At 67.9% G+C, this 22,679-nt stretch carries 18 protein-coding genes; 13 read left to right on the forward strand and 5 right to left on the reverse strand.

Going from position 1 to position 22,679, the window contains the following annotated elements; genetic code table 11:
- Nucleotides 1–16 precede the first annotated feature (16 nt).
- The 3 genes from AC07M8_RS10770 to AC07M8_RS10780 form a co-directional block, all read right to left on the reverse strand.
- Complete coding sequence (locus AC07M8_RS10770) at nucleotides 17–265, reverse strand: hypothetical protein (RefSeq protein ID WP_495174344.1); 249 nt, start codon at nucleotides 263–265, stop codon at nucleotides 17–19.
- A 49-nt stretch (nucleotides 266–314) separates the two neighbouring features.
- Nucleotides 315–797, reverse strand: coding sequence for a GreA/GreB family elongation factor (locus AC07M8_RS10775; RefSeq protein ID WP_495174345.1), 483 nt, complete (start codon nucleotides 795–797; stop codon nucleotides 315–317).
- Between the two features lie 62 nt (nucleotides 798–859).
- Nucleotides 860–2,854 (reverse strand): lytic transglycosylase domain-containing protein, encoded by a 1,995-nt coding sequence (locus AC07M8_RS10780; protein WP_495174346.1) that lies wholly within the window; start codon nucleotides 2,852–2,854, stop codon nucleotides 860–862.
- A gap of 79 nt (nucleotides 2,855–2,933) precedes the next feature.
- Between AC07M8_RS10780 and dapA the strand changes: the two genes are divergently transcribed.
- The 11 genes from dapA to AC07M8_RS10835 all read left to right on the forward strand — a co-directional run bounded on the left by dapA (nucleotide 2,934) and on the right by AC07M8_RS10835 (nucleotide 17,210).
- On the forward strand, nucleotides 2,934–3,818 hold the full coding sequence (dapA, locus tag AC07M8_RS10785; RefSeq protein WP_495174347.1) for a 4-hydroxy-tetrahydrodipicolinate synthase: 885 nt from the start codon (nucleotides 2,934–2,936) through the stop codon (nucleotides 3,816–3,818).
- Nucleotides 3,819–3,899: 81 nt separating this feature from the next.
- Nucleotides 3,900–4,382 carry an SsrA-binding protein SmpB gene (gene smpB, locus AC07M8_RS10790; protein WP_495174348.1) on the forward strand — a complete coding sequence of 161 codons (483 nt, stop codon included), beginning with the start codon at nucleotides 3,900–3,902 and terminating at the stop codon, nucleotides 4,380–4,382.
- Nucleotides 4,382–4,957 (forward strand): DUF2062 domain-containing protein, encoded by a 576-nt coding sequence (locus tag AC07M8_RS10795; protein WP_495174349.1) that lies wholly within the window; start codon nucleotides 4,382–4,384, stop codon nucleotides 4,955–4,957. The genes smpB and AC07M8_RS10795 overlap by 1 nt, the downstream gene beginning before the upstream one ends.
- 92 nt (nucleotides 4,958–5,049) lie before the next feature.
- Complete coding sequence (locus AC07M8_RS10800; RefSeq protein WP_495174350.1) at nucleotides 5,050–7,116, forward strand: M13 family metallopeptidase; 2,067 nt, start codon at nucleotides 5,050–5,052, stop codon at nucleotides 7,114–7,116.
- Nucleotides 7,117–7,180: 64 nt separating this feature from the next.
- Nucleotides 7,181–9,190 carry a M13 family metallopeptidase gene (locus AC07M8_RS10805; protein ID WP_495174351.1) on the forward strand — a complete coding sequence of 670 codons (2,010 nt, stop codon included), beginning with the start codon at nucleotides 7,181–7,183 and terminating at the stop codon, nucleotides 9,188–9,190.
- Nucleotides 9,191–9,567: 377 nt separating this feature from the next.
- A complete protein-coding gene (locus AC07M8_RS10810; protein WP_495174352.1) occupies nucleotides 9,568–11,949 on the forward strand; it encodes a hybrid sensor histidine kinase/response regulator in 2,382 nt (793 codons plus the stop codon).
- Nucleotides 11,950–12,031: 82 nt separating this feature from the next.
- Nucleotides 12,032–12,385, forward strand: a complete 354-nt coding sequence (locus tag AC07M8_RS10815) for a response regulator (protein WP_267392983.1) — start codon at nucleotides 12,032–12,034, stop codon at nucleotides 12,383–12,385.
- Nucleotides 12,386–12,561: 176 nt separating this feature from the next.
- A complete protein-coding gene (gene ilvD / locus AC07M8_RS10820) occupies nucleotides 12,562–14,280 on the forward strand; it encodes a dihydroxy-acid dehydratase (RefSeq protein ID WP_495174353.1) in 1,719 nt (572 codons plus the stop codon).
- Nucleotides 14,261–14,671 carry an invasion associated locus B family protein gene (locus tag AC07M8_RS10825; protein WP_495174354.1) on the forward strand — a complete coding sequence of 137 codons (411 nt, stop codon included), beginning with the start codon at nucleotides 14,261–14,263 and terminating at the stop codon, nucleotides 14,669–14,671. The genes ilvD and AC07M8_RS10825 overlap by 20 nt, the downstream gene beginning before the upstream one ends.
- Entirely contained in the window at nucleotides 14,668–16,035 is a 1,368-nt protein-coding gene (locus AC07M8_RS10830; protein WP_495174355.1) for an NAD(P)H-hydrate dehydratase, read from the forward strand. Before AC07M8_RS10825 ends, AC07M8_RS10830 begins: the two co-directional genes overlap by 4 nt.
- Entirely contained in the window at nucleotides 16,032–17,210 is a 1,179-nt protein-coding gene (locus AC07M8_RS10835; protein WP_495174356.1) for a class I SAM-dependent RNA methyltransferase, read from the forward strand. The genes AC07M8_RS10830 and AC07M8_RS10835 overlap by 4 nt, the downstream gene beginning before the upstream one ends.
- 115 nt (nucleotides 17,211–17,325) lie before the next feature.
- On the opposite strand, the gene AC07M8_RS10840 is transcribed toward AC07M8_RS10835, so the two are convergent.
- Nucleotides 17,326–18,123, reverse strand: coding sequence for an inositol monophosphatase family protein (locus tag AC07M8_RS10840; protein ID WP_495174357.1), 798 nt, complete (start codon nucleotides 18,121–18,123; stop codon nucleotides 17,326–17,328).
- Entirely contained in the window at nucleotides 18,123–19,349 is a 1,227-nt protein-coding gene (argJ, locus tag AC07M8_RS10845; RefSeq protein WP_495174358.1) for a bifunctional glutamate N-acetyltransferase/amino-acid acetyltransferase ArgJ, read from the reverse strand. Before argJ ends, AC07M8_RS10840 begins: the two co-directional genes overlap by 1 nt.
- Nucleotides 19,350–19,484: 135 nt before the next feature.
- Here argJ and AC07M8_RS10850 point away from each other — a divergent pair, with 135 nt between their 5' ends.
- Nucleotides 19,485–19,739, forward strand: coding sequence for a hypothetical protein (locus AC07M8_RS10850; RefSeq protein ID WP_495174359.1), 255 nt, complete (start codon nucleotides 19,485–19,487; stop codon nucleotides 19,737–19,739).
- Nucleotides 19,740–19,866: 127 nt separating this feature from the next.
- Complete coding sequence (gene secA / locus AC07M8_RS10855; RefSeq protein ID WP_495174360.1) at nucleotides 19,867–22,611, forward strand: preprotein translocase subunit SecA; 2,745 nt, start codon at nucleotides 19,867–19,869, stop codon at nucleotides 22,609–22,611.
- Nucleotides 22,612–22,679: the final 68 nt, after the last annotated feature.

Consider the following 22,679-nt stretch of genomic DNA (forward strand, 5'->3'; position numbering starts at 1 on the left):
GCCGCCCGGTCAACCGCTATTGGCGGTTGGGGCCGCGATCGCTCGCCCGGGCCTGGTTGTTGGCGATGTCGTCGCTCTTGGTGGCGCGGGTGTGTGCCTCGGGATCGTCGACCGCGCGCGCGAGGTCGTCCTGGGTCGCGATGTCCTGGGCGAGGCTGCCGCCGGCGGTGCCGACCGTCCCGCCCGAGCCTTCGGCGACTGCGGCATCGATGATCGCGCTGTCGTCATGATCGCGCGCGGCGGTGGTGCGGGGGTTCTCGGCCATGGTCATTCTCCTTGTCGGCGATCAACGGATCGGCCGCCGCGGCCGTTCCTCATCCCGTCGGATAAGCGATGGCGATCACCTCATACTCCCGCTCGCCCGCCGGCAGCGTCACCCGCCTGAGATCGCCCACTGCCGCGCCGCGCAGCGCGCGGGCGAGGGGGGCGTTCCAGCCGATCCTGCCGGCGCCCGCATCGGCCTCGTCGTCGCCGACCAGCGTCAGCACCCGCTCCTGATCGTCCTCGTCGGCGATCGTGACGATGGCGCCGAACCAGGCGCGGCTGCGATCCTCCTGCTGCGTGGGATCGACCACCTTGGCCGCCTTCATCCGTCGCGACAGCCAGCCGAGCCGACGATCGATCTCCCGCAGCCGCTTGCGGCCGTAGATGTAGTCGCCATTCTCCGAGCGATCGCCATTGCCCGCGGCCCAGGCGATGGTCTCGACCAGCGCCGGCCGCTCGGTGCCGAACAGTTGCTCATATTCGGCGCGCAGCACGCCATAGCCGGCGGGGGTGATGTAGTTCGGGCGGTCCATCGCCGCGTGTCTAGGCGAGGATCGATACGCCGTCATCCCGGGCTCTCAGGCAGGACCCGATGTCACCCCGGCCGGTTCTTGCCAAGGTACCAGCTGAGGTTGGCCGGCCCGCGGCTCTTCGCCCGCGCCGGATTGATCAGGTCATAGACCACAGCATTCTCGGTAACGCGCTGCACATAGTTGCGCGTTTCCGACAGCGGGATCGCCTCGATCCAGTCGACCATGTCGACGGCGCCGGTGCGCGGATCGCCATTGGCGGTGAGCCATTTGTTCACATTGCCCGGGCCGGCATTGTAGGCGGCGATTGCCAGCGGATAGCTGCCGTAGAGGCCGAAGATGCGCTTGAAGTAGCTCGAGCCGAGCATCATCGACAGCCCGGGATCGGTGGTCAGCGCCGCCTGGTCGTAGGCTAGGCCGATCTTGCTCGATTGCTCGCGCGCGGTGCCCGGCATCAGCTGCATCAGCCCGCGCGCGCCGGCATGGCTGACCGCGGTCTTGTCAAACTGGCTTTCCTGGCGGGCGATGGCATGGATGATCGTCCAGCTGTCCTCATAGCCTGCCGGTACCGTCACCGTCGGGAAGCCCGCGGCGGAATAGTCGCTGAGCCCGTTCTGCATCGCGCTGCGCCCGACCATCACGCCGAGGTCCGGGCGGTTGATCGTGCGCGACAGCTCGGCGGCGAGCAGATGATCCGTCGGGCTTTCGGCATCGGCGGCGATCTGGCGGACAAAGGCGGTCTGGTCCTGCCAGTCGGCGATCTGGCCGAGGAACTTCGCCGCGCGCACCGTCTCGCGATTGTCGAACGCCTGGCGAACGGCGGGCGCGATCGCCGGCGCACCGATCGCCGGCGGTGCCACCAGCGGCTTGCCCGTCCGCTCGAGGGCAAGCTGGCCATAATATTGATCGCGATAGCCGCCCGCCTGCGCGTAGAAGGCCGCTGCCTCGACGCTCTTGCCCGCGGCCTCGGCGGCGCGACCCGCCCAGTAGAAGCCCTTGGCGCGGGTCTGCGGCGCCATGCTGCCGCGCCCGTAGCGATCGTACATCACCATCGCATCGGCGGGACGTCCGAGCTGCTTCATCGCCACCTGGCCGGCAAGCCACACCAGGCTGGTGTAATCGTCGCGCTCGCCATAGGGCTTCTTGGAGACGTCGGTGCCGAGCGGATAGGCGTCGTCCACCTGCCGGGCGATGTCATAGGCGAGCTGATACTGATGATCGGCGTTGGCGGCGCGGGCGTTGGTGAGCAGCACCTCATACCATTCCTCGACATTGCCGGGGCGGCCCGCAAGCGTGCGCGGACGGGCGAGCCAGCTGCGCGCGCTGGGGCTCGCGCCCGAGTTGCGCAGCCAGGTCGCGCGATCGGCGATATAGCCCGGATCGGTGGCGAACTGATCCTGGGTGGTCATCGCCAGGTCCGCGGCATTGGCGGCATTGGTGCGGAAAGCCAGCCGTGCCGCGAAAACCGGCCTTCGTGCCGCGCTGGTGAAGCCGATCTGGCGCGCCGCGACCCCGGTGGATCCCTGCCACAGCAACGCATCCATCCGCGCGTCGTGATCGTCGGGGGTCAGCGCACCGGCGAAGCCGCCGAGGATGGTGCTCTCGTCGGTTGCGGCGAGCCCGCCCTTGCGCCAGGCCGCGCGTGCCGCGGCGGCGGCCTCGCCCGACCGGCCGATCGCGGCCAGTGCCCGCGCTTGCGCCACCAGCCCGCTCGCCGATTGCGGCGGGAAGCGGGCAAAGAAGGCGAGTACGCTTGTCGGATTGGCGACGCCGGCCTGGCGCTCGGCGGCGCGGCGATTGGCGGCTTCGCCGGGCCAGCCCGGATGCGCCATCAGGAAACCGGCATAGCTCTCGAACGGCATCGCGTCGGTCTGCTGGATCGCCTTCCACTGCGCGATCGTCGCCGCGATCGCGCCGTCCTGCGGAGTCTGCGGCGATTGCGGCCCCATGTTGGCCATTTGCGTGCGCAGCTGGTCGAGCTGGTCCTGGCCTGAGGCGGCCAGCGCCACCCCGGCAAGGGCGGCGACGAGGATCCCGGTGCGGAGCGTGGATGCGTGCATGTGGACAGGATACGGCTTGCGACCTTACATGTCCTGAACAAAACACTGTCACCGGCGCAGCAGGAGCGCATCTCACCCCATGTTTTCCGGATCGATCCCGGCGCTCGTCACGCCCTTCGCCGCCGATGGCGCCTTTGATGAACCCGCTTATCGCGATCTGATCGAATGGCAGATCGCCGAAGGCTCGTCGGCGCTGGTGCCGTGCGGCACCACCGGCGAGGCGGCGACGCTCAGCGCCGACGAACATTTCGGCATTGTGGCGGTCTGCGTCGACCAGGCGCGCGGCCGCGTGCCGGTGATCGCCGGCGCCGGCTCCAACGACACCCAGGTCGCCGCCGCCAACATCGCGCGCGCCAAACAGGTCGGTGCTGATGCCGCGCTGATGGTGCCGCCTTATTACAACCGGCCAAGCCAGGAGGGAATCTACCGGCACTTCGCCGCGCTGGCCACCACGGCCGACCTGCCGATCGTGCTCTACAACGTGCCCGCGCGCACCGTCACCGATATCCAGCCAGCCACGCTGGTGCGGATTGTCACCGAATTTCCCGCGGTGTTCGTCGCGGTCAAGGACGCGAGCGGCGTGATGACCCGCGTGTCGCAGCATCGTGCCGGCTGCGGCGACAGCTTCGTCCAGCTGTCGGGCAATGACGACATGGCGCTGGCGTTCAACGCCATGGGGGGCAGGGGCTGTATCTCGGTGTCCGCCAATATCGCACCGCGGCTCTGCGCCGACTTCCAGGCGGCGTGTCAGGCGGGCGACTATGCCGCGGCGCTGGCGCTGCAGGACCGGCTCTATCCGCTCCACGACGCCTTGTTCACCGATGCCTCGCCCGGCCCGGTCAAATACGCGATGACCCGGGTGCGGCCCGGCTTCCCCGCCGGCATCCGCCTGCCGATGACCTGGCCGTCCGAGGCCTCGCGGACGGCCGTCGACGCGGCGCTGGTTCACGCCGGCCTGGTTTAACGGCAATGACAGGGGAAGCGGCGAAGATCACGACCGCGCCTTCTTCCCCTCGGCCACCCAAGTCCCTACATCGCGAGGCTCATGCCACGCCCCAAGCCCCCTACCTTCGAGAAAACGAAGATCGTCGCCGAGAACCGCAAGGCCCGGTTCGAGTACAGCATCGACACGGTCTATGAGGCGGGGATCGCGCTCGTCGGCACCGAGGTGAAGAGCCTGCGCTTCGGCGAGGGCTCGATCGCGGAAAGCTATGCCGAGGTGCGCGACGGCAAGATATGGCTGGTCAATTCCAACGTACCCGAATTCAGCCACGGCAACCGCTTCAACCATGAGGCCAAGCGCCCGCGTCAACTGCTCCTTCACGAGCGCGAGATAAACAAGCTCCACGGCGCGGTGGCGCGCGAGGGCATGACCCTGGTGCCGCTCAGCGTCTATTTCAACTCGCGCGGGCGCGCCAAGGTGGAGCTGGCATTGGCCAAGGGCAGGAAGACCCACGACAAACGCGAGGCGATCAAGGAACGCGACTGGAAGCGCGACGCCGCGCGCATCATGCGCGACCGCGGCTGATGGCGCCCCCTCCCGGCGCCGGTCCGGCACCGGGTGCCTGGCAGCGGCTCGCCGCCTGGAGCCGCCGCAACCTGCCAACCCGCGATTCGATGGAACGCAGCCGGCTGCTGCGCCCCGTGGCGCACCGCGTGCTCGCGCCCGAACTGTGGCGCTTCACCCGCCGCTCGGTGCCGCGCGGCGTCGCCCTCGGCATGGTCACCGGCATCCTGTTTCCGGTCGCGCAGATCGCGGTGTCGGCGCTGCTCGCGCTGCCTCTCCGCGCCAACGTGCCGACCGCGGCGCTGACCACCTTCATCACCAATCCCTTCACGACGCCGTTCATCTGGGCATTCGCTTATTGGATCGGCAAGCTGACGCTGAGGCTTGATCATGTCGTGCCTGGCGATCCGGTGCGCGATGCAGCGCAGTCGGGATGGCTGCAGTGGCTGATGTCCGATGCGGCACCGGCGGTCGCCGTCGGGCTGCTGATCGTCTCGGCGGTGATGGCCGTCGTCGGCTATGCCGCGAGCGCGCTCGGCTGGCGGCTATGGATCGCGCGCAAATGGCGTAACCGTCGGAATACCAACGACAACTGATCGAGATTTCTGGTCGTTGAACTGAATTGACGAGGCGTATCAGTCGAGTACAACACGCCCATAAGGTTCAACGATCAATCGGGGGTACTTCCATGCGTCATCACATCCTGGTCGGGCTGTTGCTCGCCACGGCCGCAAGCGGCGCGCTTTACGCCCAGACGTCCGCCACGACGCCGGCGACCGCCGCGCCCGTCGCCGGCAAGCCGCAGCTCGGCGACTTTGGCGTCGATCTCACCGCAATGGATCGCAAGATCGCGCCGGGCGATGATTTCTACAATTACGTCAACGGCGCCTGGATGGCGCGTACCCAGATCCCGGCTGACCGGTCGAGCTGGGGCGGCTTCGCGGTGCTCGCCGAGCTGTCGAGCGCACGCACGCGCGAGGTGATCGAGACGGCGGCGGCGAGCGGCGGCACGCCGGGCAGCGTCGCCGACAAGATCGGCACCGCTTATTCCTCGTTCATGGATGCGCCTGCGATCGAGGCGAGGGGCGCTGCCCCGCTCAAGCCCTATCTCGACAAGATCGCCGCGATCCGCACCCAGACCGATCTCGCCCGCGCCTTTGCCGATGCCAGCATCCATGGCGAAGACATGCCGATCGGCGCCGCGGTGCAGCAGGATCTCAAGAACAACACCGTCTATGCCGTCTATATCGGGCAGGGCGGGCTCGGCTTGCCGGACCGCGACTATTACCTCAGGGACGATCCCAAGTTCGCCGAGGCGCGAACCAAATACGTCACCTACATCGCCGACATGATGAAGCTCGCCGGCCAGCCCGACCCGCAAGGATCGGCGCAGCGCATCTACGATCTCGAGAAGCAGATCGCCCAGGTTCACTGGGAGCGCGCCGAGCTGCGCCAGGTGGAGAAGGGCTACAATCCGGTGATGGTCGCGGATCTGGCCACCACGATGCCGGGCTTCGACTGGAAGACCATGCTCGATGCGCAGGGGGTCGGCAGCCAGACGCGGGTGATCGTCGGCCAGCCGTCGGCGCTCACCGGTACCGCCAAGATCGTCGGCGCCACGCCGATCGCGACCTGGAAGGAATATCTCGCCTTCCACAAGATCAGCGATGCCGCGCCGATGCTGTCGAGCGCGTTCGTCAACCGCCAGTTCGCCTTCTACGGCACCACGCTCAACGGCACGCCCCAGCTGCGCGAGCGCTGGAAGCGCGGCGTCGGCTTCGTCAACGGCAGCCTCGGCGAGGCGGTCGGCCAGCTCTACGTCGCCAAATACTTCCCGCCGGAGGCCAAGGCGAAGGCCGACGAGCTGGTCCGCAACCTGATTGCGGCGATGGACACGCGGCTGTCGAACCTCACCTGGATGGCACCCGAGACCAAGGTCAAGGCGCGCGCCAAGCTCGCCGCCTTTACGCCCAAGATCGGCTATCCCAGCAAGTGGCGCGACTATTCGACGCTGCAGATCGTCAAGGGCGACGTGCTCGGCAACGCCGATCGGGCCGCCGAGTTCGAGTACAAGCGCCAGCTCGACAAGATCGGCAAGCCGGTCGATCGCAGCGAGTGGTTCATGACCCCGCAGACGGTGAATGCCTACGCCAATCCGCTGATGAACGAGGTGGTGTTCCCGGCGGCGATCCTGCAGCCTCCGTTCTTCGACCCCAATGCCGATCCGGCAGTGAACTATGGCGCGATCGGCGCGGTGATCGGGCATGAGCTCAGCCATCACTTCGACGATCAGGGCCGCAAGTTCGATCCCAACGGCAATTTCGCCGACTGGTGGACGCCCGAGGACGTCAAGCGCTTCACCGCGCTCACCGACAAGGTCGTCGCGCAATATGGCGCCTACGAGCCGATCCCCGGCGGTCATGTCAACGGCAAGCTGACGCTCGGCGAGAACATGGCCGATCTCGCCGGCATCAACGTCGCCTATGATGCCTACAAGATCTCGCTGAAGGGCAAGCCGGCGCGCACGATCGAAGGCTTCACCGGCGATCAGCGGTTCTTCCTCGGCTTCGGCCAGGTGTGGCAGACCAAGGCGCGCGAGGAATCGATCCGCAACCAGATCACCACCGACCCACACACGCCGGGCCAGTGGCGGGCCTATGTGGTGCGCAATCTCGATGCCTGGTATGCCGCCGACAACGTCAAGCCGGGCCAGAAATACTATCTGGCACCCGCCGACCGCATCAAGATCTGGTAATCGCTTCGGCCGCCCGCGGATCGCTCCGCCGGGCGGCCTTTTTCTGTTTCCTTCGGAGTATCGCATGAAGAAGTTCATTCTCGCGGGGCTGCTCGGCGCGTCGGCGATCGCCGGCATCGTTCACGCCCAGACTGCCACCAGGCCCGAATATGGCACCTTCGGCTTCGACGAGGCCGGCATGGACAAGAGCATCGCACCGGGCGACGATTTCTACGGCTTCGCCAACGGCCAGTGGGCCAAGAGCACGCCGATCCCCGCCGACAAGTCCAACTATGGCTCGTTCAACATTCTCGATGATCGCGCCCGCGAACAGACCCGCGGCATCCTCGAGCAGGCCAAGGCCGACCCTGCGTCGAAGATCGGCCGCGCCTATGCGACCTATCTCGATACTGCGACGATCGACGCCAAAGGCCTCGCCCCGATCAAGCCGTGGCTCGCCGAGATCAAGGCGTCGACCAAGGCCAGTTACGCCACCTTGCTCGGCAAGGCGCAGCGCAACGGCGTCGGCGGGCCGTTCGGCCTCGGCGTCGGCCAAGACGACAAGCAGCCCGAGGTGTATGCGCTAAGCCTCTACCAGAGCGGGTTGGGCCTGCCCGATCGCGATTATTACCTCAGTGCCGACGCCAAGCTCGCCCAGGCCAAGACCGCCTACCAGGCGCATATCGCCAAGATGTTCACCCTCGCCGGCGAGCCCAATGCGGACGCCCGGGCCAAGGCGATCGTCGAGTTCGAGACGCAGATCGCCCAGGCGAGCTGGACCCGCACCGAGAGCCGCGACGCCGACAAGACCTACAACAAGATGAGCGTCGCCGATCTTGTCCGCAGCGCGCCGGGGTTCGACTTCGCCGCGCTGTTCAAGGCCAATGGCACCGCGGTCGACAGCCTGATCGTCGCGCAGCCGAGCGCCGTCGCCGGCATCGCCAAGGTGGTCGCTGCGGCGCCGATCGGCGTGCTCCAGGACCAGCTGCTGCTGCGCTCGCTGGACGGCTTCGCCGACGTGCTGCCCCACGCCTTCGACGAGGAGAGCTTCGCCTTCAACGGCACCATCCTGTCGGGCACGCCCGAGCAGGAAGTGCGCTGGAAGCGTGCGGTGGATTACACCGTGAACAGCATCGACGACGAGGTCAGCAAGCTTTACGTCGCCAAATACTTCCCGCCCGAGACCAAGGCGGCCGCCGATGCGCTGGTCAAGAACATCATCGCCGCGATGGGTGAGCGGATCGATCACCTTGACTGGATGAGCGCCGAAACCAAGGTCAAGGCGCATGCCAAGCTCGCGGCGTTCACCCCCAAGATCGGCTATCCGAGCCAGTGGAAGGATTATTCCAACCTCACCGTCACCGCAGGCGACGCATTCGGCAACAACCTGCGCGCCAACCAGTGGAGCCACGATTACAACGTCGGCCATCTCGGCAAGCCGCTGCAGCGCTGGGAATGGGGCATGACCCCGATGACGATCAACGCCTATGCCAACCCTGGCATGGTCGAAATCGTGTTCCCGGCCGCGATCCTGCAGCCGCCGTTCTTCGATCCCAAGGCGGATCCGGCGATCAACTATGGCGGCATCGGCGCGGTGATCGGCCACGAGCTGTCGCATCATTTCGACGATCAGGGTCGTAAATATGATGCCAGCGGCAAGCTCACCGACTGGTGGACCCCCGCCGACGTCGCCGCCTTCACCAAGCGCACCGACCAGCTGGTGGCGGAGTACAACACCTATCAGCCGCTCCCCGGCATGCACGTCAACGGCGGCCTGACGCTGGGCGAGAACACCGCCGATCTCGCCGGGCTGACGGTCGCCTATGACGCCTATCACAAGGCGCTCGGCGGCAAGACCGCGCCGGTGATCGACGGCTTCTCGGGCGACCAGCGCTTCTATCTCGGCTGGGCGCAGGTCTGGCGGCGCAGCTACCGCGAGGCGAACCTGCGCCAGCGCCTGCTGACCGATCCGCACTCGCCCTCCGAGCAGCGCGCCTGGGTCGTGCGCAACCTCGATCCCTGGTATGCCGCCTACAAGCCAAAGCCCGGCGGCAAGATCGTGCTCGCGCCCGACCAGCGCGTGCGGATCTGGTGATGGCAGCGCCCCTTCCGCCGCAGGGCGGGAGGGGCAGCGTTGCTTTGGTACAGGTCGAGCGCAGCCGACCCATCGTGCGGTGCCGCTTGAGCTTACAAGGCCCGAGGGCCGCTCCTCACTCCGTCATCCCAGCGCAAGCTGGGATCTCTTGGAAGAGCGCCGGACAGGAGCCGCAAAAAGATTCCAGCCGTCGCTCGGATGACAATGGAGCAACGAGCTTCCGGACGCCAACCGCTCGCTTCCCGCTGCGTTCGCTTCTAACGCGTCGAAGATGCCTATGGCACGGCGCTCTCCTCACCCCCGATCACCCCGTGGCCAACACCCCTCCACGCACAATAGCTTGACGCCACCGCCTCGCTGATCCGAAGACGATTGGCATGGCTTCGCTCCCGGTGTCCCGCGCTTTAGCGCCCCGGCCCGCCGCCGCGCTGGTTGCGGCCGGCGCGACGCTGGCGGCTGCGTTGCTCGTGTTCCTCCTTGCCGGCAGTGCCGCGTTTGCCGCGGGTTTTCTCGCGACTGGGATGATCGTCATTGGCGCGGCAATCGTATGGCGCATGCTCGCGCCCGCTTCGGTCAACCAGCCCGGCGGCGTCGACTGGGATTTCACCCGGGCGATCGTCCAGGCGAGTGGCGACGCCGTGGCGATCACCGATCGCGCCGGCCGGCTGGTTTGCGCCAACGATCCCTATGAGATCCTGTTCGGCAGCTTCGCCACCCCGCCTGGCCTGCCGCTCGATGGCGAGGGGCCTGCCTCGCTCGCGATCGCCGGCCGCACCGCGTGGCGCGACGGCGAGGCGCAGTTGCGCCACCTGTCCACCAGCGGCGTCAAGCTGTCGGTCCATGTCGTGCGCGCGGGAGACGAGGCGGACATGCTCGTCTGGCGCTTCACCGTGCTCCACGAGGAAGATCTCGCCGCCAGCACCGAACAATTGATCGTGGGCCCTGCCGGCGACCGGCTCGGCGGTGCCGGGGTGATGGCGGCGCTGATCGGGGCCGACGGCCGGATCCGCGCCGCCAACCGCGTGCTGGCGATGCGCGCGCATGGTGGCCAGGGCGCGATCGAGGGCCGCGATTTCGCGCGGCTGCTGATCACCGACAGCCGCGCGCTGGTCCGTTTCGAGCGCGAGGGGCTCGACGGCACACCGCTGCGCGTGCTGCAGATACCGTTCCTCGATGGCGACGACGCGCCCGTGCTCGTCATCCTGCTCGACGACGAGGATACCGCGCCGGCGATCGGCGCCAGCGCCTCGGCCCACGTCCGCAGCCTCGTCAGCCTGATGCCGTTTGGCATGGCGCTGGTCGATCGCGAGGGCCGCTTCCTGCAGATGAACGATTCGTTCGTCCGCGCCGCCGGGGTCGATGCCCATAGTCCGCCGCTCTACCCGGGCGATCTGGTGGTGCGCGAGGACAAGGGCGCGGTCGCCGATGCGATCCGCCGCTTCGCCGGTGGCGCGACCCATTCCAGCGACATGGCCGTCCGCCTCAAGGGCCATCCGGAGGAGCCGGTGGTGCTGACCATCGCCGGCGCCCGCGGCCTCGGCGATGCCTCGGTGCTGCTCAGCCTCAAGGACAATTCGGAGGAATCGCGGCTGAAGCGCGAAGTGGCGCAGGCCACCAAGATGCAGGCGGTCGGCCAGCTTGCCGGCGGCGTCGCGCACGATTTCAACAACATCCTCACCGCGATCATCGGCCATTGCGACCTGATGATGATGCGCCATTCGCCCGGCGACAGCGATTATGACGACATCCAGCAGATCCGCACCAACTCTAATCGCGCGGCGAGCCTCACCCGCCAGTTGCTCGCCTTCTCCCGCCAGCAGACGCTCCACCCGCAGATCCTGCAGCTGCCCGACGTCGTCGCCGAGGTGTCGAGCCTGCTCCGCCGGCTGATGGGCGAGACGGTGCGGCTCGACGTCCACCACGGCCGCGGCCTCGGCGCGGTGCGCGCCGATCCGGGGCAGCTCGAGCAGGTCGTCGTCAATCTCGCGGTCAACGCCCGCGACGCGATGGTCGCGCACAACCCGCAGGGTGGCGGCACGCTGACCATCCAGACCAAGGGCGTCACCGCCGCCGAGGTTCGCGCCATGGCCTCCGACATCCTGCCGGTCGCCGATTATACGGCGCTGATCGTCTCCGACACCGGCGGCGGCATCCCGCCCGAGATCCTGCCCAAGATCTTCGAGCCCTTCTTCACCACCAAGGAGGTCGGCAAGGGCACGGGGCTTGGCCTCTCGACCGTCTACGGTATCGTCAAGCAGTCGGGCGGCTGGATCTTCGCGGATTCGGAGCCGGGGCAGGGGGCGACCTTCAGCATGTACCTGCCGGTCCATGCCGCCGGCATGGCGCCGCGGGTGGCGCCACCGCGGGCCGCGGCCAAGCCGGTGGAGATGTGGGGCACCGGCACCATCCTGCTCGTTGAGGACGAGGACATGGTCCGCGCCGTCGCCGAGCGCGCGCTGACGCGTCAGGGCTATACCGTGCTCACCGCCGAGAATGGCGACGCCGCGCTTGCCTGCCTCGAGGCCCAGGGCCGGCCGGATCTGCTGATCAGCGACGTGGTGATGCCAATCATGGACGGGCCGACCATGGTCCGCGCCGCGCGCGAGCGTTACCCCGATCTGCCGATCATCTTCATGTCTGGCTATGCCGAGGAGCAATTGCGCAAGTCGATCGACCTCGACAATGTCGCCTTTCTGCCCAAGCCCTTCTCGGTCCAGCAGCTCGCCGAGGCCGCCCGCGATGTGCTGGCCGGCCGCTGAACCCTGCCGTGAACAAAAGGTAACCACACGTTAACCAACAAGGTGTTGGCACTGGACATATTTCGTGGATAAGGGCGCCGCTATGCCTTTGCCAACCCGTATCCTCATCGTCGAAGACGAACCCCTGATCGCGATGATGCTGGAGGATTTCCTCGAGGTGCTGGACAAGCAGGCGGTCGGCACCGTCGACACGGTCGCAGCCGCGCTCGAGCGGATCGAGCAGGGCGGGATTGATGCCGCGATCCTCGACGTCAATCTGCGCGGCGGCGAGAAGAGCACGCCGATCGCCGAGGCGCTGGCGTCGCGCGACATTCCCTTCGTGTTCGCGACCGGCGGCAGCGACGACAGCGTTGACGCACAGTTCCGTGGCCGCCCGGTACTCCAGAAGCCGTTCACCATGGACGGCGTCGCCAAGGCGCTCGATAGCTTGCTGTAATCCGTCACCCCGGCGAAAGCTGGGGTCTCCCGCGGTGTCATCCCAGAGATCATCGCCAAAGATCCCGGCGTTTGCCGGAATGACGGCGGGTGGTCGGTCGTGGTGTACAAGCTGGGCCACAAATTCGCCGCAACAGACTTGCGTCTCAAGCCTCCCCAACGCAATAGCCTGTCGCCATGACCCAGTTTGACAAGTCCCGCCTGCCGAGCCGCCATGTCTCGGTGGGGCCAGAGCGTGCCCCGCACCGATCCTATTATTATGCCATGGGCATTGCCGAGGAGGACATCCAGAAGCCCTTCGTCGCGCTCGCCTCGGCCGGCAACAATTCGGCGCCGTGCAACACCACGCTCGATGCCCAGGCCGATGCCGCTCAGGCCGGCGTGATCGCCGGCGGCGGCCTGCCGCGCCGGTTCAACACCATCACCGTCACCGACGGCATCGCCATGGGCCACCAGGGCATGAAGGCATCGCTGGTCAGCCGCGAGGTGATCGCCGATTCGGTTGAACTCTCGGTCCGTGGCCATTGCTATGACGCGCTGGTCGGCTTCGCCGGCTGCGACAAGTCGCTGCCTGGCATGATGATGGCGATGCTCCGCCTCAACGTGCCCTCGATCTTCGTCTATGGTGGCTCGATCCTGCCCGGCCGCTTCCAGAACCGCGACGTCACCGTCGTCGACGTGTTCGAGGTGGTCGGCAAATACGCCGCCGGGGCCTGCCCGCTGTCGGAAGTGCATGAACTCGAGAAGGTCGCCTGTCCCGGTCACGGCGCCTGCGGTGGCCAGTTCACCGCCAACACCATGGCCTGCGTCGGCGAGGCGATCGGCTTGTCGCTGCCCAACAGCAATATGGTGCCCGCACCCTATACCACCCGCGAGCAGATCGCGGTTGCCGCCGGCGCGCAGGTGATGGACGTTATCGCCCGCAATTTGCGCCCGCGCGACATCTGCACCCGCGCCGCCTTCATCAACGCCGCCCGCGTCGTCGCCGCCACCGGCGGCTCGACCAACGCCGCGCTGCATCTGCCGGCGATGGCCAATGAGGCGGGGATCGACTTCGATCTGTTCGACGTCGCCGAGGCGTTCAAGTCGACGCCCTATATCGCCGATCTCAAGCCCGGCGGCCGCTATGTCGCCAAGGACATGTATGAGGCCGGCGGGGTCTACATGCTGATGAAGACCATGCTCGCAGGCGGGTTGCTCGACGGCGACTGCCTGACCGTGACCGGCAAGACGCTCGGCGAGAACATCGACCAGGTTACCTGGAATCCCGACCAGAAGGTGATCTACGACGTCGCCACCCCATTGTCGCCGACCGGCGGCGTCGTTGGCCTGCGTGGCAGCCTCGCCCCCGATGGCGCGATCGTGAAGGTCGCCGGCATGCACCGCCTGCAGTTCGAGGGGCCGGCGCGCTGCTTCGACTGCGAGGAAGATGCCTTTGCGGCCGTTGAGGCGCGCTCGATCCGCGAGGGCGAGGTGCTGGTGATCCGCTACGAAGGGCCGAAGGGCGGACCGGGCATGCGCGAGATGCTGTCCACCACCGCGGCGCTCTATGGCCTTGGCATGGGCGAGAGCGTCGCGCTGATCACCGATGGACGCTTCTCGGGCGGCACCCGCGGTTTCTGCATCGGCCATGTCGGCCCCGAGGCCGCCGAGGGCGGTCCGATCGCGCTGATCGAGGATGGCGACACCATCCGCATCGATGCCGAGGCTGGGACCATCGATCTCGTCGTCGCCGACGATGTCGTCGCCGCACGCAAGGCGGCGTGGACGGCGCGGGTGAACGATTATGGCTCGGGCGCCTTGTGGCGCTATGCGCAGAATGTCGGCCCCGCTTATAAGGGTGCCGTCACTCACCCGGGAGCGCGCGCCGAAACCCATGTCTACGCGGATATCTGACCGGCGCACCGTCGCCCTCCTGATGCCGGGGCTGGTGCTCGCCGCCTGCTCCGGCGCGCCGCAGCAGACCGGCAACAGCCAGGCACTGGCGCAGCGCACGACGGACCAGCGCCACCCCGCAGAGGATGACGCCCGCATCCTCTGCGCCCGTGGCGCGGCGCCGCTCGCGCGCCTCTGCACGATCGACCAGACGCAGACCAGCCGCGGCCTGGTCCTTACCCTGCGCGCCGAGGACGGCGGCTTCCATCGCCTGCTCGTCACCCGCGACGGCCGCGGCGTCGTCGCCGCCGATGGCGCCGAGCCCGCCACGGTCACCGTCCGCGGCGCCGACGGCATCGACGTCGCGATCGGCGCCGATCGCTACCAGCTGCCGGCGACGGTCAAGCGATGATCCTGCTCGCCGGCCAGCCGATCCTCACCGCGGCCGAGATGCGCGCCGCCGAGGCCGCGAGCGGCATCGCCGTCGACGCGCTGATGGCCCGCGCCGGCGCGGCGATCGCCGACGCCGTTCGCCGCCTTGCCGCCGGCGCCGAGGTGCTGATGCTGTGCGGCCCGGGCAACAACGGTGGCGATGGCTATGTTGCCGCGACCCGCTTGGCCGCAGCCGGCGTCGCCGTGCGCGTCGCCGCAGCGGCGCCGCCCCGCAGCGCTGCGGCGGAGCAGGCGCGCGCCGGCTGGACCGGTCCCGTCGAGGCCATCGCCGACGCCGCACCCGCTCCGGTGCTGGTCGACGCGCTGTTCGGCACCGGCCTTGCCCGCCCGCTTGATGACGCGCTCGCCGCCGACCTCCGCCGTCTCGCCGCCGCCGCAAAGCTGGTGATCGCGGTCGACCTGCCGAGCGGCGTGGCGACCGACGATGGTGCGCTGCTCGGCGAACCTCCCAGCTGCCACGTTACGCTGGCGCTCGGCGCGGCGAAGCCCGCTCACCTGCTCCAGCCCGCCGCGCGGTATGCCGGCGCGATCCGCCTGCTCGACATCGGCGTCTCGGCGAAAGCGGCAGCCAAGGTCATCGCCCCGCCATCGCTGGAACAGCCGGGGCCGGACTCGCACAAATACAGCCGCGGCATGGTCGCGGTGGTGCCGGGCAGCATGGCCGGCGCCGGCGAGATGGCGGCAATCGCGTCGCTGCGGGCCGGCGCGGGCTATGCGCTGCTGCTCACCGACACACCCGGCGCGCCGCATGCGATTGTGCGCAAGGCGTTCAACGCCGACGCGCTCGCCAACGACAAGATCGGCGCCGTCGTGATCGGCCCCGGTCTCGGCCGCGACGACGAGGCTGCCCGCCGCGTCGATGCCGCCATCGCCGGCGGCAGGCCGCTGGTGATCGACGGCGACGCGCTGCACATCGTGGACATCGCGCGGATGAGCGGCCACAGCGCCGCGATGATCCTTACCCCCCATGGTGGCGAGTTCGCCGCATTGTTCGGCACGCCGACCACCGACAAGATCACCGCCACCCGCGCTGCCGCCAAGGCCGCCAACGCCGTCGTCATCCACAAGGGCGCCGACACCGTGATCGCCGCACCCGACGGCCGCGTCACCGTTGCCGGCGACGCCAATGACTGGCTCTCCACCGCCGGCAGCGGCGACGTCCTCGCCGGCACCACCGGTGCGATGCTCGCCGTCGGCGGCGATCCCTTCGCCGCGGCAGAGGCGGCGGTGTGGCTCCATGCCGAGGCCGCGCGGCGCAGCGGCGCCGCCTTCCTCGCCGACGATCTGGTCGAGGCGCTGACGCCCGCCCGCGCGTCGCTGTGAGCACGATCATTCGTGTCGCCGCGCGGGGCGACGGCATCACCGCCGATGGCCGCCACGCCGCTTTTTCGGCACCGGGCGACACCCTGACCGAGGAGGGCGCGGTCATCCCCGGCCCGCACCACCAGCTGCCGCCATGCCGCCACTTCCCCACCTGCGGCGGCTGCCAGCTCCAGCATCTCGACGACGAGAGCTACGCCGCCTTCGTCACTGATCGCATCGCGTCTGCACTCGACGCCCAGGGGCTGGCGGCGCCGCTGCGTTCACCGCTGGTGTCGCCGCCGCGCACCCGCCGCCGCGCGACGCTTCACGCCGAAGCCAAGGGCGGCCGCATCCTGCTCGGCTTCTCCGAAGCGCAGAGCCACGCCATCGTCGACATCGTCGAATGCCATATCCTCAGCCCCGAGCTGTTCGCACTGGTCGCGCCGCTGCGCGCGCTGCTTCAGCGGCTTGGCTTCCGTCGTCGCGCCGACATCCACCTGACCCTCGCCGATCAGGGCGCCGACGTGCTCGTCAACGGCCTCAAGGCGGACGGGCTCGAGGCCGCCGAGGCGATCACCGCCTTTTGCAAGCGGCACGGTGTAGCCCGGTTTGCGATCGACGACGGTCTGGGCTCCGAGACGCGCTGGGAGCCGCAGGGCGCGACCATCACGCTGGGCGGCGTGCCCGTCGCGCTGCCGCATGCAGCCTTCCTCCAGGCCACCGCGGAGGGCGAGGCGGCTCTGGTGGCGTCGATGCGGGAGGCGACCGCCGGTGCGGCGACCGTCGCCGATCTGTTTGCCGGCCTCGGCACCTTCGCGCTGGCGCTGCCGACCCGCGTCTACGCCGCCGAGGGCGCGCGCGACGCGATCCTGTCGCTGAAAGCCGCCGCCGCGCTCGCCCAGAAGCCGGTGTTCACCGAGCATCGCGATCTCTATCGCCGGCCGCTGACGGTCGGCGAGCTAGACCGGTTCGGCGCGGTGGTGATCGATCCGCCACGCGCGGGCGCGCGCGACCAGGTCGAGGCGCTGGCCAAGACCCAGTCGCCGATCATCGGCTATGTTTCGTGCAACCCGAGCAGCTTCGCCCGCGATGCCAAGATGCTGGTCGACGGCGGCTGGCGGCTCGACTGGGTCCAGCCGGTCGGCCAGTTCCGCTGGTCGACCCATGTCGAGCTGGCGGCGCGGTTCAGCCGCTGACCGGGCGAATTATAGAGCACCGTCACCCCAGCGAAAGCTGGGGTCTCAAGCGGCTCCTTCCATGCACCACGCGCAAGATCCCAGCTTTCGCTAGGATGACGTATTGGCTCCACGCTCAGCCAAACAGGATCGCCACAGCCTCGTTCCACAAGGCTGGCGAGGCCGCCGCGATCATGCCCCGCCGCAGGTCGCCGACCACATAAGGCTCGCCGTCCGGCCGCTTGACCACGCCGCCCGCCTCATGGACGAACAAGGCGCCGGCAGCATGATCCCACGGCAGGGTGCGCTGGAACAGCACGATGTCATTCTGCCCGAGCACCACGCGTGGATATTGCTCGGCGGCGCAGCGCGGGTTGGGCGCGCACGCTAGCCGCCCTTCGCACCGCCGCTCCATCGCCGCGATCGCGTCGTCGCTCATGAAATAGGTCGCCAGCGCCGCGATCGGCAGCGGTGCGCCGCTCGGCCGGGCGTTCACCCGTTTGCCGTCGATGAACGCACCGTCGCCGAGCGTCGCATGGCACAGCCGGCCGGTCACCGGGTCGAGGATCCACCCGGCCTGGGTGATGCCCTCCTCGACCAGTGCGATCATGATCCCGAACGGCGTGCGGCCGTGCGCATAATTGTTGGTGCCGTCGATCGGATCGACGATCCACACCCGCCCGCGGGTGATACCATCAAGCAGCGTCGGGTCTGCCGCGGTCGCCTCCTCGCCGATCACGCGCGTGTCGGGATCGATCCCGATCAGCCCCGCGGTCAGCCGTTGCTCGCTCTCGCGATCGGCGACGGTGACCAGATCGTCCGGCGCCTTCTCTTCGATGTCGCTCGCAGCGAGGTTGCGGAACGACGGCAGCACGACCTCGTCCGCCACCTGGCGCATCAGCGCCACGACCGCCGCATGGTGACGATGGGCCATCAGCTGCGATAGTCCGCATTGATCGAGATATAGCCGTGGGTCAGGTCGCAGGTCCACACCGTGGCCTGTCCATCGCCGAGGCCGAGATCGACGCCGATCTCCACCTCATGGCCCTTGAGGTGTGCGGTCACCGGCGCCTCGTCATAACCCTCGACCACCAGCCCCTCGCGCGCCACCTCGGTGATGCCGAAGCGGATCGAGAGCTGGTCGCGCTCGGCGGGCTCGCCAGCCTTGCCCACTGCCATCACCACCCGGCCCCAATTTGCGTCCTCGCCGGCAATCGCGGTCTTTACCAGCGGCGAATTGGCGATGCTCATCGCGATCCTGTGCGCGCTGCGATCGCTTTCCGCGCCCGTCACGGCGATCTCGATCAGCTTGGTCGCGCCCTCGCCGTCGCGCACCACCAACAGCGCCAGCTGGTGGCACAGATCGGCAAGCGCCGCAGCAAAGGCATCGGCGCCCGGGCTGTCGCTGCCGGCGATCGGTGCATTGCCAGCAGCGCCGGTCGCAAAAGCCAGCACCGTGTCGCTGGTCGATGTATCGCCATCAACCGTGATGCACGAGAAGGTCGTCGCATTAGCCGCCGCCAGCGCGCCCTGCAGGAAGCCGGGCTCGACCGCGGCGTCGGTGAACACATAGCCGAGCATCGTCGCCATGTCGGGTGCAATCATCCCCGAACCTTTGATGATCCCGACCAGCGTCACGGTGCGGCCGTCGACCACTGCCGTCGTTACCGCGCCCTTGGCATAGGTATCGGTGGTGCCGATCGTCTCGGCCGCCGCCTGCCAGCTGCACGGCGCCGCCGCAAAGGCGGCGTCGAGCCCGGCTTCGGCCTTGTCGATCGGCAGCGGCACGCCGATCACCCCGGTAGAGGAGACGAACACGTCGGACGGCTGGCAGCCGAGCTGCTGCGCCGTGCGTGCCGCGATCGCCTCCACGGCGGCGCGGCCGCGCGCACCGGTAAAGGCATTGGCATTGCCCGCGTTCACCACCAGCGCGCGCGCGGTGCCCAGCGTCAGCGCCTTGCGGCACCATTCCACCTCGGGCGAGGGGCATTTGCTCTGGGTCAGCACGCCGGCGACGGTGGTCCCCTCGGCGAGCTCGACGAAGGTTAGGTCGCAACGATCCCACGCCTTGTAGCGCGCGCGGGCGACATACGGCGTCACCCCGGCGATCGAGGGCAGGTCGGGGAAGCGCGCGGGCGCGAGCGGGGAGGGGGTGGACATGGGGATGCGCTACAGAAGCGGCCGCGGCGCATCAACGGCATTGGCGTGACACTGTGCGCGCGTAATGCTGGATTTATCCTGCCGCGCCCCCTATCGAGCGGCAGGATGGCCTGAAAAGCCGATCGGGGACCTTGCTTGAACCTGCTGTTGCTTCTCTCCGCGTTGCTCTCCGCCCTTACCGGGGCGGGATCGGTGGCGCGCGGGCCGGCGGCGGCGCATGCGGTCAGCGCCGCGGCGGTTTGCGTTCAGGCGGCCAAAGCGGTCCAGGTCGCCAGCCGGCCGGTGCAGCCGCTGGCAACGCTCGGTGCCGTTGCCGGGTCGGCAGTGGCGGCCCAGGCGCTGGTGCTGGTCGCCGCTCACCCGCTTTATGCGAGCCGCCGGCGCGTTTAGCGCCAGGCGCTTCTTCTTCCGGACTGCGGTCCGCGTTGCGTCGGCGGTCGCCGACCCCATCTTCAGATCACTTGCAGCAGCGCGCCCAACGACGGTGCGCGCGCGCCTCATTTTCAGGAACATGCCCATGCTCGGCGGCTTTGCCAAATCGCTGTTCGGTTCGTCCAACGACCGCTACGTCAAGTCCCTCAATCCGATTCTCGCCAAGATCCAGGGCTTCGAGCCGGCGCTCCAGGCGATGAGTAACGAGCAGCTCGCCAACCAGACCGCGGTGTTCCGCGAGCGGCTGGCGAACGGCACCAAGATCGACGATCTCCTTCCCGAGGCGTTTGCCACGGTGCGCGAGGCCGGCGTGCGCGTGCTCGGGATGCGCCACTTCGACGTGCAGATGATTGGCGGCATCGTCCTCCACCGCGGCGAGATCGCCGAGATGCGCACCGGCGAGGGCAAGACGCTGGTGGCGACGCTCGCCACCTATCTCAATGCGCTGCCGGGCGACGGCGTCCACGTCATCACCGTCAACGACTATCTCGCCGCGCGCGACGCCGAGTGGATGGGCCAGATCTACCGCTTCCTCGGCCTCACCGTTGGCGTGATCATCCCCAACCTCACCGACGAGCAGCGCCGTGCAGCCTATGCCGCGGACATCACCTACGGCACCAACAACGAGTTCGGCTTCGACTATCTGCGCGACAACATGAAGTATGAGCGCGCTTCGATGGTCCAGCGCGCCTTCGCCATGGCGATCGTCGACGAGGTCGATTCGGTGCTCATCGACGAGGCGCGCACGCCGCTGATCATCTCGGGGCCGACCGACGACAAGTCGGACCTCTATCTCGGGGTTGACGCGATCGTGAAGCAGCTCGCCGACGAGGATTACGAGAAGGACGAGAAGCAGAAGTCGATCATCCTCACCGAGGACGGCACCGAGCGCGCCGAGCGGCTGCTCGAGGCGGCCGGGCTGCTGCAGGGTGCCAATCTCTACGATTTCGAGAACACCCAGGTGGTCCACCACCTCAACCAGGCGCTGCGCGCCAACATGATGTTCAAGCGTAACACCGATTACATCGTCAAGGACGGCAAGGTCGTCATCATCGACGAGTTCACCGGCCGGATGATGGACGGGCGTCGCTGGTCGGACGGCCTGCACCAGGCGGTCGAGGCCAAGGAGGGGGTGACGATCGAGCCCGAGAACCAGACCATGGCCTCGATCACCTTCCAGAACTATTTCCGCATGTACCCCAAGCTGTCGGGGATGACCGGCACCGCCGCCACCGAGGCCGCGGAATTCTTCGACATCTACAAGATGAACGTCGTCACCATCCCGACCAACGTCACCGTCAAGCGGGTCGACGAGGAGGACGAGTTCTACAAGGACACGCAGGACAAGTTCCGCGCCATCGCCAAGCGCATCCGCACCCATGCCGAGCAGGGACAGCCGGTGCTGGTCGGCACCGTGTCGATCGAAAAGTCGGAGCTGCTCTCGGAGTTCCTCCAGCAGGAGGGCGTCGACCACAAGGTGCTCAACGCCAAGTTCCACGAGATGGAGGCGCACATCGTCGCGCAGGCCGGTCGCAAGTCGGCGGTGACGATCGCGACCAACATGGCCGGCCGCGGCACCGACATCAAGCTCGGCGGTAACCTCGAGTTCCGCATGCTCGACGAGCATCCCGAGCTGGTCGAGGGCACGCCGGACTATGAGGAAAAGGCCGCGCTGATCCGTGACGAGATCGAGGTCGAGAAGCAGGAAGTGCTCGCCGCCGGCGGGCTGTTCGTGCTCGGCACCGAGCGCCACGAGAGCCGCCGCATCGACAACCAGCTGCGCGGCCGTTCGGGTCGCCAGGGCGATCCCGGCCTGTCGCGCTTCTACCTCAGCCTCGACGACGATCTGCTGCGCATCTTCGGGCCGGACACGCTGTTCGCCAAGATGATGCGCAACAACATCGAGGATGGCGAGGCGATCGGCTCCAAGTGGCTCAGCAAGGCGATCGAGACCGCGCAGCGCAAGGTGGAGGCGCGCAACTACGACATCCGCAAGCAGGTCGTCGAATATGATGATGTGATGAACGACCAGCGCAAGGTGATCTACGAGCAGCGCGCTGACATCATGGATGCCGATGCGGTCGGCGACGTGGTCAGCGACATGCGTGCCGAGACAGTCAACGTCATCGTCGGCGAGGCCTGCCCGCCCAACTCCTACCCCGAGCAATGGGATGTCGCGGCAATGAAGGAGCAGCTCACCGAGGTGCTCGGCCTCGAGCTGCCGGTCGACGACTGGCTCACCGAGGAGTCGATCGATCCCGAGGTGGTCGAGGAGCGGGTCCGCGAGCAGGCCGACGCGCTGATCGCCACCAAGTCCGCCGAGCTCGAGCCCGAGACCTGGACGCAGGTGGAGAAGTCGATCCTGCTCCAGAACCTCGACCACCACTGGAAGGAGCATCTCGCCACGCTCGATGCGCTGCGCCAGGTCGTCCATCTGCGCGCCTATGCGCAGAAGACGCCGATCAACGAGTATAAGCAGGAGGCGTTCTCGCTGTTTCAGCGCATGCTCGATTCGATCCGGATCGACGTCACCAAGACCATAGCGCATGCGCAATTCTCGATGCAGGCGGCGCCCGAACTGCCCGAGCTGCCGGACTTCATCACCACCCATTTCGACCCGTTCACCGGCGACGACGATTCGGCGGACATCGATGCCGGCACCATGGGCCGCATCACCACCCAGCTGCCGCCGATGCAGATCATCCGCCCCGAGGAACCAGACCTCGGCGACAATCCCGAGCATTGGGAAGGCCGGGTCAATCGCAACGCGCCATGCCCGTGCGGCTCGGGGCGCAAGTACAAGCACTGCCATGGCGCGGTGACGGCCTGAGCCGAGGCAGCAAAAAAGGGGCCGGATCGCGCGCTGCGATCCGGCCCCTTTTTTTGTCTGTCATCCAG

This window comes from Sphingomonas sp. GW821-FHT09E03, assembly GCF_059416225.1.